This window comes from Rhodococcus sp. GA1, assembly GCF_024321955.1.
GTDB classification, from domain to species: domain Bacteria; phylum Actinomycetota; class Actinomycetes; order Mycobacteriales; family Mycobacteriaceae; genus Rhodococcus; species Rhodococcus pyridinivorans.
In genome coordinates this window covers 1-14,818 of the sequence record NZ_CP097187.1, presented here as the reverse complement: position 1 = coordinate 14,818, position 14,818 = coordinate 1, and the positions used below count along the sequence as shown (strand labels likewise).

Below are 14,818 nucleotides of genomic sequence, written 5' to 3'. Positions count from 1 at the left end.
GCACGGGGCGCGAACACCACCACCGCCGGCGGCACCCGGCCACCCCAAGACTCGACACGGCAGTTCGGGACTCGAGCGGCTGTTCGGATCCGGTGCGGCGCACCCGCAGCCACGTCGTGACCGAGATCGGGCACAGCGCGATCACCGACATTCGTCGCCCGCCGCACACCCGGCGTCCGGCGGTCCACCCCGGACGAGCGGCCGGGACACGCCGGTCGCTGCCGGAGCGCTCCCCTGCCCGGACAGGAGCACCGTTCGATAGTGTCACTACACAATCACCCGCGGCTCCCCGGGCAGGTCGCGGTTTCCCTGCGCGGGTCGAGCGATGACCTCCGGCACCCTCACCGTCAGGGGTCATCGTCACCGCCGTACCACGGATCTGCTCCGCCGGCGGAGCAAGGTCGGTACCGTGACCCGTCCGGAGTCCGGACGACCCAGAGGTCCTGTCCCGGTGATATTCGGCGGGCGGTGGTCCGCCGGTGGCGTCGAGGCGGTGACGGATGCGCGGATAGTCGTGCACAAGTACCTCGGCGACGTCCCGCAATGTCGCCGCGTCCTCGTCGGTGTTCGGCTGCGTCTGGCCGTCACAGCTCCCGATGTCGACCTTCTCGTCGCCGGCCTGAACCGACTCGAGGCGCTGCCTGCGCCTGCGAGACCTGCACGTATCTGTCCGATCGAGACGAAAGGAACGATCTTCGGGGCCGCGGACCCCGGCCTCACCCGACCGTGGCGGGCAGTCGAGCGGGGACGCACACCGGATCCACGGTCGCCACGACCAATCCGAAACCGCTGGGCCGGCACGCGGACCGCACGAAAGATCGACGTCAGGAGTTGGGTCGAGGCCACTTGTGAACAACGCAGAAAAACCTGTGTAACACCACATTCGGTTCGAACGGTAAATGGATGATCGTCGGGGATAGAAACAAAGGCATCAGGGGAGAAGACTATGTCCCGAAGGGCACGTTCCCGGAGATCCAAGGCACTGATGGCAGCGGCCGTGGCCTCGACGATTCTGATGGGGCCCGCAGTGGCCGGGGCGCAGCCCTTGGAGGAGGAGCCGGCCAATTCGGTCCCCCTCACCACCTCGCTGGACGACAGCGGCGAACATGACCCGGACACCACCGCGGAGGGGACCGAGACCCCTACGAATTACAGCGACACCGAAACCGATAGCGCCGACGGTGCCGACAACCCCACCGACGAGCCTGCCGTGCCTGCGGTCGAGGACACTGCACCTGTAAGCGAGGACGGCGCCGGGGCAGGCGCAGACACCGATCCGGATCCTGACGCGGGCGAGAACATCACACCGGATCCTGCGCAGACAGCCACCGCGGGGGCTACCCCTGAGGAAACGTCCGACGGCGCCGAGGACGCCCTGCCGGCGACGGACCTCGCCGAAACGGACGCCGACACCGATGCAAATATCGACACGGCAGACCCGGCGCAGTCCCCTGCACCTGCCGCTGACGAGACCGTGATGCGGGCGGCCTTCGACGCTGAACCGCAGGCGGTCACCCTCGCGGCGTCGGAGCAAACACCCGGCTTCGTTCCCACCGACGATGGAGTGGTCTACACCAACCGCACCGGTCGGCCGATCGTGGTCACATATTCGATCGACGCCAGTACTTCGGCGGAGCAGATCGTTGCGCCCGGGGAAACAGTGACGCTACCCACCTGCGAGAACGCGCTCGAAAGCTGCCGGTACGACGCCGCACACCACTACGAGAACAACGGCGATTTGCGCTTTACCGAAAGTTCTCTGCTCATCAATGTCGGTGAGATCGACAGATCCGCGGTCCCCGATTCACGCACTGTGACGTCCGTGGGGTATGGGTACGGCGCCGAGTTCGTCCCGAGTGACGAGGGCATCGAATACACCAATCGTTCGGCCGGTGTGCGCACGGTCGCCTACACCGATGGGGTCGGAGGCTGGGAAACCCGACAGGTGCAGCCCGGGGAAACCGTCACCGTACCCGAGTGCGATAACTCGGCCGGATGCCACTACAGCGTCATCGAGGGAACATGGGACGGGACCGGACAACCGCAGACTGCTCTGGTGGCGGAGTTGGGTATCAGCCCCGGACAGACGACCTACCGGACACTCGACGGCGGTTACGGGCCGGGCTTCACCCTCGGTGAGAACGACACCGTGACCTACACCAACGTCGAAGACCGCGAGGTCATCGCCTCGTATTGGGATCCCCACCACAACTCCGCCAAAGCGGTGACACTGCGTCCCGGCGAATCGGTCGTCTTCCCGACCTGCGCCGGTACGGACAACACCTGCCACTATCAGATCCAGGCCGTCGACCCTGAGACAGCAACACACACCACCTTGCACAGCATCAGGGTGGTACACGGATCGGCCCACGTGGACGAAGGGAATCCGACCGATCCCACCGAACCGACCACTCCGGTTTCTCCTTCACCGACGAACCCGGGCACCCCGACCCCAGGGACCGGTACCGGTGACAAGCCCTGGTGGCAACGCCCCGGCGAGGGCGGATTGGAGCCGAATTTCTGGGACTACGCCGGAACGATTCCCGGGCAAGCCGGCTGGTTCTCCCAGGGGGTCGGTATGGGACTGGGGATCGGGAACCTGGTGAACGCCACCAATTGGCGAGATCGCATGGACGCGATAGCTGATGTCACCTCCGGCGCGATCTCCTTCATCCCCGGACCTACCGCTTACCTCGGCTCTGCCGCACTCGACGTGTGGAGCTACAACGCTCGGCAATTCCAGCAAATCGATTGGTCCAGGGACGGGGCTTCTACCGTTTCGTATGCGCTGAGGAATCCTCGCGTGGTGGCCGAAGAGACCGCCAAAGCAGTTGCCAAGGTCGCTATAAGCCTCTTACCGTCGTTCCTGCGCTGGTAGCCCCGCCTGAGTCGTCACCTGATCCCGGCGACGGTCGCCGGCCGGCAGGTCGGCAAGGTTTCGGAGCTCGGCGGCGGTCGGTATCTGTGCTCGACATCCTTTGGGGGGCACCGAATCGATTACATGACCAATGCCCTCGCTTGTGGGAGCATTCGTCATGTCGAGCTCTCCGACAACCGCGGTAGCCAACCACCGGCGAGCCGGCGCGGGTGCGGGCTCTGGCCGATCTCGCGGTGGGGTCGCTGGTGATACTGCTCGACGATGAAACCGCGCAGCCGGTGGTCGAGATCGGTCAGTGACAAGACCGGCTCGGGGACCGGCCGGCCGTGATCGAGGTGGCCGGGTAGCTCGGGCGGCAGTTCGCTGGTGACGGTGCCGAAGAAGTGTTCGATCTTGCCGCGGCCTTAGGGCCGGGCAACGGTCGAATGAATGAGGGTGATCTCGGGTCGGCGTCGACCTGCCGGAGGTGATCGCTGATGAAGTCGCTGCCATGATCGGCATAGAGCACGTCGGGGATCCCGCACATCGGCTGTCAGCGGTCATGCAATTGTCCAGGTTGAAGGGTTCGGCCAGCTCGGGTCGGTGCGGATCTGCACCGTCGACGTCGACGATCCTCGACCGACCAAGACCGACTCATCACCTCGCCGTATCCCGGGGCACGGCACACCTCGCCGCTGACATCAGCGCCGGCTGGAGTCGTCGGTGCGGCGCCGGCGCGGCCGGGTGTTTCTCGCCCAGGCATCACTGCTTTCCTGCGCCGCAGCGATGCGCTGGTGTATTCGGCGCCACCAGTGATGTGGATGCCGGCAGTGAGGTGGGTGATCTCGCCCCCGGCCGGTTCGCGGCGACGGGCGGTGCCTACTATCTGGTCATGGTTCCCAATGGGCGATACGCGGTGATGTTCTCGATCACAGCCCACGAGGACACCCCGGCATGCGAGGTGGACCAGCAGGCACTCGAACACTGGGAACGCACCTTCGCTGTCAGCAACTGCACCGGGCGAGTGCGGATCCCGCGCCCGGTCGCCGCACTTCCCGACCCGCAACGTCCACGGCATATCGAGCACCGCTACGAAGGGGTGATGTGGGACTGATGCCCCGGAACACGGCTCGGATGTGATGAGGCAGGCCCCGCGAGGAGATCGGACCGAACTGGGGCCTATTCAGATGCCCACACCCGATGCTGCGGCCAGCGAGCACCAACACAGCAGCCGCCGGCTCATCGCCGGCGCGGTTCACGACTCGTGCTGCTCGGCCGGGGCCGGGTCGGCGTCGTCGCTGCCGGAGGGTTGCTTCGGTTCCACCCAGGTGGCCACGGTGGTCGCACCGCGGGCGAGGCGGCGTCGACCGGCGATGACCGCGGCGCCGGTGCGCACGCGGGCTGCCGACCAGGCCTCGCCCAGGGTGGCGTGGCGGGCCCCGGTCCACTGTTCGACCTGCAGGTTGCGGGCGGCGATGAACGCCTCAACCATCGCCGCCAGCGCGTCGCGGTGTTTGGTCAAGGCGCGCCCGGCCAGTTTGTGATGCGCTTCGCTCGGTGACAGGACCGCATGGTCGTCGAGGACCTGCCGCAGCCGGGCGGCGAGGTCGGTGTCGGCGGTGTGCTGGTCGGCCAGGGTCGCCCGGGCGCTGGTGACGGTCTGTTCCAGGTGGTGCGGTTCGATGGTCTGCACCTGGACCAGGCGCAGGCGCTGCCACAGGAACAGCGATTGCTGGGCCACGATGAGCAGCTGCAACGTCTCAAGCAGCCGGCCCTTGCGCAGTACGTCGGCGAGCTGATCGGCCCGCGTGCCCGGGGAGGCGTCGGCGTCGAGCGAGTCGAGCAGCTTCTGGGCGTGGAACCGTAGGCGTTCGACGCCGACCTCGAGGTCCGCTCCGAGCGCGGCGATCGACGACCAGTCGGTGGCGGTCAGCGCATCGCCGTCGGTCAGTGCTTGGACCCGGCGGGCAAGCACGCGGTGGTGGCCGTAGACGTCGCCGAGTCGCTGCGCGGACGCCAGCCACAGGATTTCGTCGACCGAGTCCTCGATGCGATCGAGGTGTTCGTCGATCCGGTCGAACTGCGCCGAGATCGCCATCTCGAGGCCCGCCAAGGCTGCCGTTGCCGGGCCCAACGCCGCCGCGGCCGGCGGCGGAGCGATCCGGGCATGGGAGACGATCTTGCCGGTGGCGGTATCGCGCACCATCCGGTGGAAGGTGACGGTGGTCCCCGCGGTGGACCGCGCGGCGAAATGGCGCTGCATCTGTGTGCCGATGGCATACCCCACCGAGACGGTCTTGGCCGAGAACAGTTCCGCGCTCATCCGGGCCAGGGTGTCGTTCGGGGCGGTCGTCACGGATGCGAGCGGGGTGTCCCACTGCCGACAGAACTGCTCGATCGCGTCGTCGCTGCCGACGACAGCGGTCCCGAACTCGTCGGCAACGACCATCAGATACGTCTCCGGCGACAGGGCCGGCACCTCGTCATGCCCCGGCCCGTCCGGGGCGCACTGCTGCTCCGTGCTCACGTACCTACACCTTTCGTCGCGGCGCCCGGTCACTGCGGGCACTTCCCTCGACGGGCATCGTGCCGCATGGCGCCGACCTCACACCGGCGCCCCCGCCCGGCGAGTGCAGCCCTCGTGGGCCGGTGATGCACCCACAGCATCTGCGCGGGCAGCCTTCCACGCCCGCGCCTCCGGACGGGCGAAGCGGTGCGGCGGACGCTCGTGGTCCGGTGTTCTGTCCATCCGGCGCAGGGCCGCGTCAGGCCGTTCGCCCTCGGCTCACCAGCAGCGGAATCAGATGATCCCGCCAGGTCGGGAGACTGACGTGGCCGCTGGACATGCCGCCGTGTGCGAACTCTTCCCGATACACCCGATCCGCCGACTCGGTTCGCACGTCCACACCCATAACCGAGGTGAAGGCGGTGACAAGCGCCTCTTCCAACGCTGCGGCGTCGTCGGGGAGGGGCCGACCGGCCAACTTCTCCCGGATGGCCTCCCATACGTACGGGTCGCCGCGCAGTCCCCACTGCGCCGGCGGCTCGTCGAAAAGCTCGTCCATCGTCACCGGGCGCATCCTGCCAGAGATAGCCCCGTGCGGATCTGCCAAGGCCGGACAGTTCGTATCGCCAGTGACGCTCTGTTCAGCGTTTCTCGTAGGCGCTCATCAAACGCTGATTGTTCGGCGTGCCCGCTCGCAACTACGGAACCGACCAAGAGGTTGTCGGCTCCGTAGTTGCAATATTCAGTGTCTTGTACCCACAAGTCTTCTCAGGCGCGATTGCTCAAGAGGCCGGGGGAGCTAATCGGCAAAGCTGCACACAGAAGGCAAGAAGAGCGTCCCGATGCCAGCCTCGACTCCAGGAATGAGACCGAGGATCACGTCTTGCACCCCATCGCAGAACTGCTGCGCAGCCGCTGCTCCCTCGCCAACCTGCGCTGCGACCGCGAGACACCCGGCACGCAGCCCCGCAGTCGCAGAAAGGACAACGGGAAGGATCCCGGGCCCGGCGATCGCCGTGGCTGCTGTACTCGCCAAGCCCAAATCGAACGCCCATGCGTCGCACTGCTCGCTAAGCGTAAGCGCCTTAGGCCCCGGCCCCTTGACCGGAGGCGGAGGCATCCACACCCCAAGCTCGCCCGCCGGACCGTTGCCGTCAATGACGACGCGCCCGCCACTGCTCAGCAGCCGTATCTCACCCTGTGCCCAATCTGTACATGTGCCCCCTACTTGATACTCACCGTGGGGGAAAGGGCCGAATCGAGCTGTTCCGTTACCTCCGTCATCGAGGCGTACGTTGGTATGCTGCTTATTGTCAACATGGACACGACAAAACCGCGCACCATCCTGACGAATACCGTTGGTACGCCCTGTAATTGATACATTGATGTAGCCGTCTGGTTCAGTCTGAATGTCAACCGATCCAATTCCGGTGGGGGTTGATCCTGCAGCAATTGGCCGACTAACGCTGTCCGCAACGGCAACGGGGGCCGACAGCGTTCCGATGCCCACAGTGACCCCAAGTCCGACGAGGGCCGCAGCCACGCGACGTAGTGCACGCTTTCTCAAATTATCTCCCGAAAGTGCCATCCCCGACCCCAATACGAGCGAAATGCACATTACCCTCAATAATCGCGAGTTGGACAGCATGATCCGGCCACCGCAATCGCCGCCGCTCACTCGTAATGAGAGTGGACACTGCTTCGATCGTGGACCGGGACCACACGCGCCTTCACCGGGCAATAGACCAACGCACCCAGCCCGGAAAACCGCTTCTACGTCGCAGCCGACAACGGCTGCAGCAGTGGGCGGACGCTGGTGCGGTGGCCAGCGGTGAACCCGAACGCGGCCGGTGACCGCGACGAGCCTGGCCCCCACGCACGACCTCACAGGTGATCGCAAACGCTGTACGGATGAACCAGTCGCGTTGGGCGTGGCTGATCCGGGAGCGCACCTTGCGGGTGCGGGCGATCTCGTCGGCGGTGATCGACTCGAGAGGTCCGGGTCCGGGCAGGTCGTAGCGGGGCGACGGTCACTGCCGGATAGCCGTGGGGCCGTGGCGACCGCGGCGTCGATGTCGATGCTGGCGGCTGGCGATCACCAACCTGGTGGACCCGGATTCGCCGCCGGTTCGGTTCATGGCTTCTGCTGCCCGGCCGGGTCCGGGTCGGTGTCGTTGCTGCTTTCCGGATCGGTGCGGGGAGTCGCGGCGGACGTGCCTGCGTTCGTCGCAGTACGGATTTCTGTCGGGTCCGGCCGGCTCGAGGTGCGGATGGTGCGAGCGAGTGGCCGGCGATGTACTCGGCGCGGTCCTGTTCGGTGAGCGAGCCGAGGTACTTCTCCAATGTCTCGATCCGCGCCTGGGCGCGGGTGTGCGCTGCCGTATCGGCCGTCGTCTGCGCGGGTGTGCCGCTCCGGTGCGATTCGGGGGTCGGCGCGTGGGCTGTGGTCGAACGTGTGCGGAATCGCCCCGCGTAATGCGGTGTACATCGCCCCCTCAGTGGCGTTGCGGTGGCCTCTGATCATGCACGCCACCCGAGACGACTCGACCACGCACCGGACTTTGGACGGATGCGATCACGCAGGCCCCGGGGCGCAGGTGGGTAGACGAAACCGAGGTCGTCTACGACGTCGCGGCCCTGGTCGGCGAGGAGTGAGTGCCTGACTACAGAAAGCATCCCCGCCGCAAGGGGTACGGCGGGGATGGCTGGATCGAAGTATGCCAGGTCGACCCCTTCGCACCTCGAGGTCGACCAGCTCTCGCAGCCCGGCAGCACAGGGTCCCCGGCTGGGGGTTCAGGGGCGGGCCGGGGGCGTGCGCAGGTCCTGGAGTTCGGCGCGCAGTTCGGCGATACGTTCGCGGGCGGCTTCGGCTTGCGCGTGTGCGGCGGCGGCGTCGGCGCGGGCGGCCTCGGCGCGGTCACGTTCGGCTGCCGCCGCGGTGCGGGCGGCGGTGAGTTCGGCGTCGAGTCGCCGGGTGTGTTCGGCTGCGGTGGCCGCCGCGGCGTCTTTCTCGGCGATCGCTCGGGTCAGCCGCTCGCGGTGCTCGTCGAGCTGCCCGGTGAGCAGCTCGATCCGGTGCTCGAGGCCGGCGATCTGCTCGCGATGGGTCGAGGCGGCCTGATCGAGCTGCTGCTGCCAGCGGTCCTGTGCCGCGGCGTGCTCAGCCCGGGCTGCGGTGAGCTGGGCGAGGGCCTCGGTGGCCTCGGCGTCGGCGGCCGTGGCGGCGGCATCGGCGTCGGCGCGTTCGGTGCGCGCGGTGTCGAGTTCGTCCCGCAGGGCCGCGATCTCGGCGGCGGCGTCGGCCCGGACCTTGTCGGCCTCGGCCTGCACGCGCCGCAGCTGTGCATCGATCGCCGCCGGATCGGCGAGCAGATCGGTCGCGGTGGTGATCGACGACGAGATCGTCGTCAGTGTCTCGAGCATCGCCTGGGTTTCGCGGCGCAGCAGTGGTACCGCCTCGGCGAGGGTGCCGATCGCCGAGGTCGGATCGGTCGGCAGCGCATCCTGGTGTTGCTGGGCGCGGGCCTTGTCTTTCTGGCGTTGCCGCCAGGCCCGCACCCGGTCGGCGTCGGTGGCGTATTCGCGGCGCCGTCCCCCTCTGGCTTCCTCGGCCATGACCTCACCCTCCCGACCCGATGACGTTCCGTATCCGGCATCGTAACAGCATTCGTAACGTACGTATCGTGATACGTACGTTACGAATGGTAGGGATCGACGCCCTGCCATCGATGCGAGAGGCGCGGCGACGGGTCCCAGGATCGTTCGAGGGGGCATGACAGGGGGCCGGCGGAACCCACATCCCCCGGTTCGCGCCGGCCGTGGAGGTAGTGACCGCACCGAGGCGGACGTACGGGCCGGTGCGGCAATGCCCGGTCTCGGAGGTTCTTGCGCTCTCGGTGCCTGGTTTCCTGCGGAAACGAGGCGGCAGGCCGATGCTTCCCGAAGTCCGCCCTCGCGTCCCTCCATCGACCTGCCGCCCACCGACTATAAACGTCCGAGTCGAACACGTGTGCGAAACTCGGTGGTGTGGTGTCCTACGAGCGCCCTCCGAAGTTCTGCCCGAACGGGCACCGGCTGGGACCACGCCGGGTGGTCGTGGGCTGGACACCGTGTACCTGCGCAACAGCGCTGCGCTCCTCGGGAGCCACCGGACATCGCACCTATCTGTGCATCGTCTGCGATGCGCAGATCCTCATTCCCCCGCACACCGGGCCACCGTTCTCCGGGGTGCAGTGGCCGCCGAGACAGACGCACGAGCAGCCGCGGCCCGGCTCGGCAGAGGAGTAAGCCGGCCGGATCGCAGACGCGGCGACCCGCCAGAATCCAGAACATCAGCATCGCTGAAATTATGGTGTGAACTGGGACAACGACACGTCCCCCTTCTGCCCGTGTCGATCGGAGACAACACCACCATCAAGCCCGGCAATCAGATGACGGCCAGCGCACGCGACACGTGCGTGTTCACCGTCGAAGACATCGATGAGGACGCCGGCATGGCCGTGATCGAGGTCAACGCCGACAGCCCGCTCACGTATCCGTGGCCGGCGCGCATCACCGATCTCGTGCCCGTCGAGGACTGACTCCGAGAGTCCTTCCTCCTGACGTTCGCTTCCGCTTCACCTGTTTGGTACCGATCCGTGCTTCCGCTACGGTGACCGCTGCAATCACCCGAGTTCCCCGACAGGTGAGTGATTCCCTGACGGGTCGAAGGATGGTCCCCGGCGCCCCCGCCGGGGACCATCGCCTTTTCCGCTGATGGGTTGTACGTGCAGCGGACGACACGGTGGCTACCCTCGGCGCGTGGAAGAGGGGACGCGAGCCATCGGCGATGCCGCCGATGCGATGACCGACGAGGAACTCGAGACCGCGATTGCGGCGCTACACGCCCGTGAGCGGGAACTCCTCGTCGCCGCAGACAGCGAAGCAGCGTTCGATCTGATGGGCACGAAGTTCGTGTTGTTGTCCACGCTGGAAGGTCGGCGGCGGTAGCCGACTGGCGCACAAGTTCTGTTTTTCCATTATTTCCGTCTGGTTCGGTATTCGCACGCCGGTCTGTGGAGGTAGATTCGTACAGCACTCATTGAGAGAGGTCGGGTCCGGCTTCTCGAGTCGGTCCGGTGTCAGGAGGAGCAGCGGACGTCGAGGGGTTCTCACCTCGGTTCTTGCTGTTGAGCATCTGCTCGACCGAGCGGGGATGGCCGAGGAGAGCGGTGGCGATGTCGGCGGCCACCGACGCCGGAGCATTAGAGGCAGGATCTTCCTTGGCCGAGGTCGCGGTGGGGTCGGCAAGACTGCTCAGCCAGTTCCGCGCTCGATCGAGGCAGAGATCCTTGTTCTCGGTGTAGGTCGGTGGCCACTCGATTCCGCTGTCGATGCGGGCGCGGATGTCGGCGGCTCGCACGAGTTGTTCTGCGACCAGGGCGGCGACGAATTCGTAGTCTTTCTCGCGTCCGGCGATCGTTTTCGACACGCACAGATCCACTGGGTCCAGGCACAATCCGGTTCGGCCGTAGAGGGTGGAGGTGTCGTCGTCGACGATGAAGTGGACGAGGCGGTGTTCCCAGTGTCGGGGCAGGACTACGACGTCTTTGTGGATGCCTTCGACGTAGAAACCGAAGGACATGTGGAAAGGCGAGCCCTCGCCGAGTCGGGCATCGAGGAGCAGCAGCTTGTCTTCGACGGCAGGTGGATCGGTGATCCCACTCAGGGGCAGGATGTCGACTTCTCGCGAGAGGAAGGCGGCCGGAGGCAGGGCGGTGATGTCGAAGCTGCCGAGGATCGATTGGGAACCGAGCACGATCACGCGAGGTTCGTCGAGGTTGGCGCACGCGGCCTTGATCGCCCGTCCGAGTTCGTCCCGGTTCACCGCTGCGCAGTAGCTTTGAGTCTGGTTCTGAATTCGGTGAGGACGCGGCGACGTTCGTCATCGCTGAGCAGAACCGACAGGGGGGACAGGTTGCGCATTTCCCGGCTGGTGTCGTCGTCCGTCTCGACGATCCGGCGGATGTCGTCGATGTCGTTGGTGCGGACGATCATGTCCCATCGGTCCAGGTAGCGCTCCATCAGTGGGCTCCGGTTCACCTGACGGCGGATCGTTTGCAGGCTGCGGCGCACCGGTTCGGTGTCGACCGACAGACCGGTGGTGATGATCTTGTCGAGCACGGCGGACTGCACGAGCTGCTGACGCACAGTCTTCGGTGTGACCACGCTCATCTGTCCACCTCCTCGGCTCGAACCATCTGCGCCCTCTGCACGGATCGCTCTCATGATAGTGCGTGTATGCAGCAGTTTCACCCTGTTGTTGCTCGCTGCAACACTTTCGGGTGGTGCTCGGTGATGCACGGCGGCCAGGGGTGGCGGTCCGCTTTCCTCTGCAGGACCCTGACCGGCGGACGCGCGGGGTAGATGCGCCCCGGCGCAGGTGCGAGCGTCGGTGGCGATGCTGCGGCACCGCTAACTGTACGAGGCCATGACGTTGGTGACACCGGACTGAAGCTTGTCCGCAGGCGGTCGATCGCTGACGGCAGTGTGGGGCCGGTGGTAGTTGTAGTGGATATTCCACACCTGTAGGGCCTCGGAGCGCTGGTGTTCGCTGGTCCAGGTGCGCGCGTAGAGAAACTCCTCGGCCAGGATTCGGTTGTAGCGCTCGACCTTGCCGTTGTGGCGTGGGGTGTACGGGGTGATCCGCTGATGGCGGGCACCGTGGAGAGCCTTGACGAAGTCCTTCGCGCGGTAGCAGGCGCCGTTGTCGGTGACTACGCGGTGAATGTAGGCGATGCCGTGCGCGGCGAAGAACGCCCGGGCGCGGTGCATGAACGCGATCGCGGTGACGGATCTCTCGTCGGTCAGGGCTTCGGTGTAAGCAAGTCGGGAGTATCCATCGATCGCCGAGTGCAGGTAGACATAACCGGCGCGAGCGCCGGCGGTCTTTGCTAGGTTGACCGCCTTGGCCTGGACGGAGCCTCGGCCGTGGGCGCGCCAACCGCCGCCGTCGGGTATACGGCCGACCTTCTTGACGTCGACGTGGACCATGTGGCCGGGCCAGCGGGCAACGATCCGTCGTGGTGCGCGGTTGCTCTCACCGGACGGGTCGAGGAAGCTGCGCCGGTTCAACCCGAGGCGTGCTAGGTGCCGGCCGACGGTCCGCACCGAGATGACGACGCCGTCATTGGCGAGTTCGAGGGTGATGCGCCGGGCCGACCACTTCCTCTCGTGGCGCAGATGCTCGATCCGGGTGACGACCTCTGCTGCGGTGGCAGTGGGCTGGCGGTGCGGGATGCTAGGGCGGTCGAGCAGACCGCTCTCACCGAACTCGCGGTACCGGTGCACCCATTTGCTGGCGCAGGCGCGGGAGATCCCCATCTCGGCAGCGACGTGGGAGATCGGACGAGTCTGACACATCTCTCGACGAGCCGTCGACGGCCTTCCACAGACAACGGGGCGTTGGGGTGCGTCATCGCCGGTACTCGATCCGCTTCCGATCGGTAGACGGAGAGCGTCGATCGATGATCGCGAAGAGTTCGGACCATTGTCCGGGTGAGAGGTCGCGCGGCAGCGGTGTGCCCCGAAATCGTTGTTCGGCGAGCCACTTCTTGACCGCCGCCTTCGCAGGATCGCCAGCCACCCGCGGCAAGATCTGATGCAGGCCGTGGCCCTTGCTGGTGAAGACGGTGTGGACGAAGGCGCTATAACGGGTTCGTAGGGCGGGGTCGACGAGTGGATCGATCCGCCGAGTGATGGTCATCAGCCCTGCATCGACTCCCGGCCGTGGTGTGAACGCCGATGCGGGAACACGGCCGGCCAGGCCGAAGTCGTACCAGGGCCACCATTGCGCGGTCATCATGGTCGCACCACCGACCGCCGCACGACGACGTGCAACCTCCCACTGCACGAGCAGGACCGACGCTGTCCAGTGTTCCGCGTGGAGGATCCGCCGCAACATCGCCGTGGTGTGGTGGAACGGCAAGTTCCCCACGATGGTGTGCGGTGTTCGGGGCAGTCGGTAACGCAGGAAGTCACCATGCACGACCGTCGTACTCGGATCGACGCGATGTCGGAGCTGTTGCGCATGTCGCGGATCGATCTCGATAGCTGTGATCGGCCGACGCAGCGCCTGCAGGGGCAACGTCAACGCCCCACCACCGGAGCCGATTTCGATGATCGGACCGTCTGTTCGAGAAACGAGGTCGACGATCGTGTCGACTGCTTTGCGGTCGGTGAGGAAGTTCTGGCCGAGCTCGTGACGGCCGGCACCGTAGGTAGGCATAGAGTATTCACTCCGGGCAATAGTGGGGTGGCCCGGGCAGCACAAAGACGCCGCCCAGCAACTGACGTGCTGAAAGCGACGGAGCGTGTTTGAAAGTTCGCTCTCCGCCGCTAGAAGCGGCGGAACTCGGTCACTGCGATGTTCGTATTTCCCACGGCCGCACCCTACAACATCGGTGCCATCCCGCGCACAACGTCATGACCAGCAACAGCTAACCGCCAACTGCGTATCCGTTTAGAAGTCGAGGTCGAGGGTGGGTCGGCTGCGGGGTGGGTCCACGGGTGGAGTCACGGGGTCCGGTGTGGAGGTGTTGGCGGTGAAGTCGTGGACAGAGCGTGGGTGCGCGGACATGGCGGCGGTGATGGCGCGCAGATCGACGCCGTGGTCGATGATCGGGCCGATGGGAACAGGATCGGCCGCGTCGGTGATCGCCATGTCCAGCACGTCGCGCATCAGGCCGGTGTCGCCGGTCTGCATGTACTCGAAGCGTCCCCAGACGAACTGCTCACGCAGGTCCCCGACCAGGGGGTTCTGCTTCAGTTCGGTCTTGCTGACTGCTTGGAAGCGATCGGTGTCGAGCCTGTAGCCGGCCTCGGCGGACAGTTGCCGGAAAAAGGAGAATTGGGTGCGGGTGTTGCCCTCACGAAATGGATGGACGAAGTTTATCCGCAGCCACACTGTGGTCAGTTCGCCGATGAAGTCGTTGCGGTCGAGTCCGCGCAGATTGTCTTTGGCGGCGATGCGGTCGAGAACGACTTTAGCGGCTTGGGGGACTTCGCGGGCCTTGAAATACTTGTGTGGTATTTCGGTGACGTGGTTTTGCCCGTTGCGGATGGCGGCGACGTCCGGCCCCCACTTGACCATCGGCCAGTCCTGCGGGGCGGTGCGTAGTTGCCCGGCCCAGGGGTAGATGTCCTGAAACAGCTGGTAGTGGGTGCGCTGGAAGTGAGCCAGGTCGTAGCGGCCCGGAAGGGGACGGTCGGCGAGTTCTTGCATCCGCGAGTAGCTGACGGCACCTTCGACGCGATGCACGACCTCGGCGTCCGGGATGCCGTGGGGCCACTTTTCCGATCGCAGCAGCAAATTTTTCAGGACGGCGCGGCTGGGGTCGGGCATGTCGTCCGCGTTCCATTCGATCGTCTCGGGAATGAAGTAGTCCAGCCACTCTGGTGAATATCGCGGGGTCAT

At 66.1% G+C, this 14,818-nt stretch carries 12 protein-coding genes and 1 pseudogene; 4 read left to right on the top strand and 9 right to left on the bottom strand.

The window, feature by feature from the left end:
* Positions 1-985: 985 nt before the first annotated feature.
* Positions 986-2,878: a hypothetical protein gene (locus M3330_RS23425; RefSeq protein ID WP_255029209.1), complete on the top strand. Its 1,893-nt coding sequence runs from the start codon at positions 986-988 to the stop codon at positions 2,876-2,878.
* A gap of 155 nt (positions 2,879-3,033) precedes the next feature.
* Here M3330_RS23425 and M3330_RS23420 read toward each other — a convergent pair whose 3' ends face one another.
* Complete coding sequence (locus tag M3330_RS23420; RefSeq protein WP_255029208.1) at positions 3,034-3,180, bottom strand: hypothetical protein; 147 nt, start codon at positions 3,178-3,180, stop codon at positions 3,034-3,036.
* 512 nt (positions 3,181-3,692) lie between these two features.
* On the opposite strand from M3330_RS23420, the gene M3330_RS23415 reads away from it, so the two are divergent.
* Positions 3,693-3,971 carry a hypothetical protein gene (locus M3330_RS23415; protein WP_255029207.1) on the top strand — a complete coding sequence of 93 codons (279 nt, stop codon included), beginning with the start codon at positions 3,693-3,695 and terminating at the stop codon, positions 3,969-3,971.
* A 141-nt stretch (positions 3,972-4,112) separates the two neighbouring features.
* Here the strand turns inward: M3330_RS23415 and M3330_RS23410 are convergent, their stop codons facing one another.
* From M3330_RS23410 to M3330_RS23400, 3 genes are all read right to left on the bottom strand, one after another.
* Positions 4,113-5,384, bottom strand: a complete 1,272-nt coding sequence (locus M3330_RS23410; protein ID WP_255029205.1) for a hypothetical protein — start codon at positions 5,382-5,384, stop codon at positions 4,113-4,115.
* 238 nt (positions 5,385-5,622) lie between these two features.
* Complete coding sequence (locus tag M3330_RS23405) at positions 5,623-5,922, bottom strand: hypothetical protein (protein WP_255029336.1); 300 nt, start codon at positions 5,920-5,922, stop codon at positions 5,623-5,625.
* 2,235 nt (positions 5,923-8,157) lie between these two features.
* Positions 8,158-8,979 carry a hypothetical protein gene (locus tag M3330_RS23400; protein WP_255029204.1) on the bottom strand — a complete coding sequence of 274 codons (822 nt, stop codon included), beginning with the start codon at positions 8,977-8,979 and terminating at the stop codon, positions 8,158-8,160.
* Between the two features lie 773 nt (positions 8,980-9,752).
* Between M3330_RS23400 and M3330_RS23395 the strand changes: the two genes are divergently transcribed.
* Both M3330_RS23395 and M3330_RS23390 read left to right on the top strand, forming a co-directional pair.
* Complete coding sequence (locus M3330_RS23395; protein WP_255029202.1) at positions 9,753-9,944, top strand: hypothetical protein; 192 nt, start codon at positions 9,753-9,755, stop codon at positions 9,942-9,944.
* A gap of 220 nt (positions 9,945-10,164) precedes the next feature.
* Positions 10,165-10,353, top strand: a complete 189-nt coding sequence (locus M3330_RS23390; RefSeq protein WP_064061711.1) for a hypothetical protein — start codon at positions 10,165-10,167, stop codon at positions 10,351-10,353.
* A gap of 88 nt (positions 10,354-10,441) precedes the next feature.
* Here the strand turns inward: M3330_RS23390 and M3330_RS23385 are convergent, their stop codons facing one another.
* The 5 genes and pseudogenes from M3330_RS23385 to M3330_RS23365 form a co-directional block, all read right to left on the bottom strand.
* Positions 10,442-11,230, bottom strand: coding sequence for a hypothetical protein (locus M3330_RS23385; protein WP_064061713.1), 789 nt, complete (start codon positions 11,228-11,230; stop codon positions 10,442-10,444).
* Complete coding sequence (locus M3330_RS23380) at positions 11,227-11,577, bottom strand: hypothetical protein (protein ID WP_064061714.1); 351 nt, start codon at positions 11,575-11,577, stop codon at positions 11,227-11,229. Before M3330_RS23380 ends, M3330_RS23385 begins: the two co-directional genes overlap by 4 nt.
* A gap of 240 nt (positions 11,578-11,817) precedes the next feature.
* Positions 11,818-12,821: pseudogene (locus M3330_RS23375) on the bottom strand (IS481 family transposase).
* Positions 12,818-13,630, bottom strand: coding sequence for a 23S rRNA (adenine(2058)-N(6))-methyltransferase Erm(46) (gene erm(46) / locus M3330_RS23370; RefSeq protein ID WP_255029201.1), 813 nt, complete (start codon positions 13,628-13,630; stop codon positions 12,818-12,820). The pseudogene M3330_RS23375 and the gene erm(46) overlap by 4 nt, the downstream one beginning before the upstream one ends.
* Positions 13,631-13,864: 234 nt before the next feature.
* Positions 13,865-14,818 carry a Fic family protein gene (locus tag M3330_RS23365; protein ID WP_255029199.1) on the bottom strand — a complete coding sequence of 318 codons (954 nt, stop codon included), beginning with the start codon at positions 14,816-14,818 and terminating at the stop codon, positions 13,865-13,867.

What these genes read in the sequence shown, in the direction of transcription:
- M3330_RS23365 (WP_255029199.1), bottom strand. Translation starts at nt 14,818, where the DNA reads ATGACCCCGCGATATTCACCAGAGTGGCTGGACTACTTCATTCCCGAG.
- M3330_RS23405 (WP_255029336.1), bottom strand. Translation starts at nt 5,922, where the DNA reads ATGGACGAGCTTTTCGACGAGCCGCCGGCGCAGTGGGGACTGCGCGGC.
- M3330_RS23400 (WP_255029204.1), bottom strand. Translation starts at nt 8,979, where the DNA reads ATGGCCGAGGAAGCCAGAGGGGGACGGCGCCGCGAATACGCCACCGAC.
- M3330_RS23380 (WP_064061714.1), bottom strand. Translation starts at nt 11,577, where the DNA reads ATGAGCGTGGTCACACCGAAGACTGTGCGTCAGCAGCTCGTGCAGTCC.
- M3330_RS23425 (WP_255029209.1), top strand. Translation starts at nt 986, where the DNA reads ATGGCAGCGGCCGTGGCCTCGACGATTCTGATGGGGCCCGCAGTGGCC.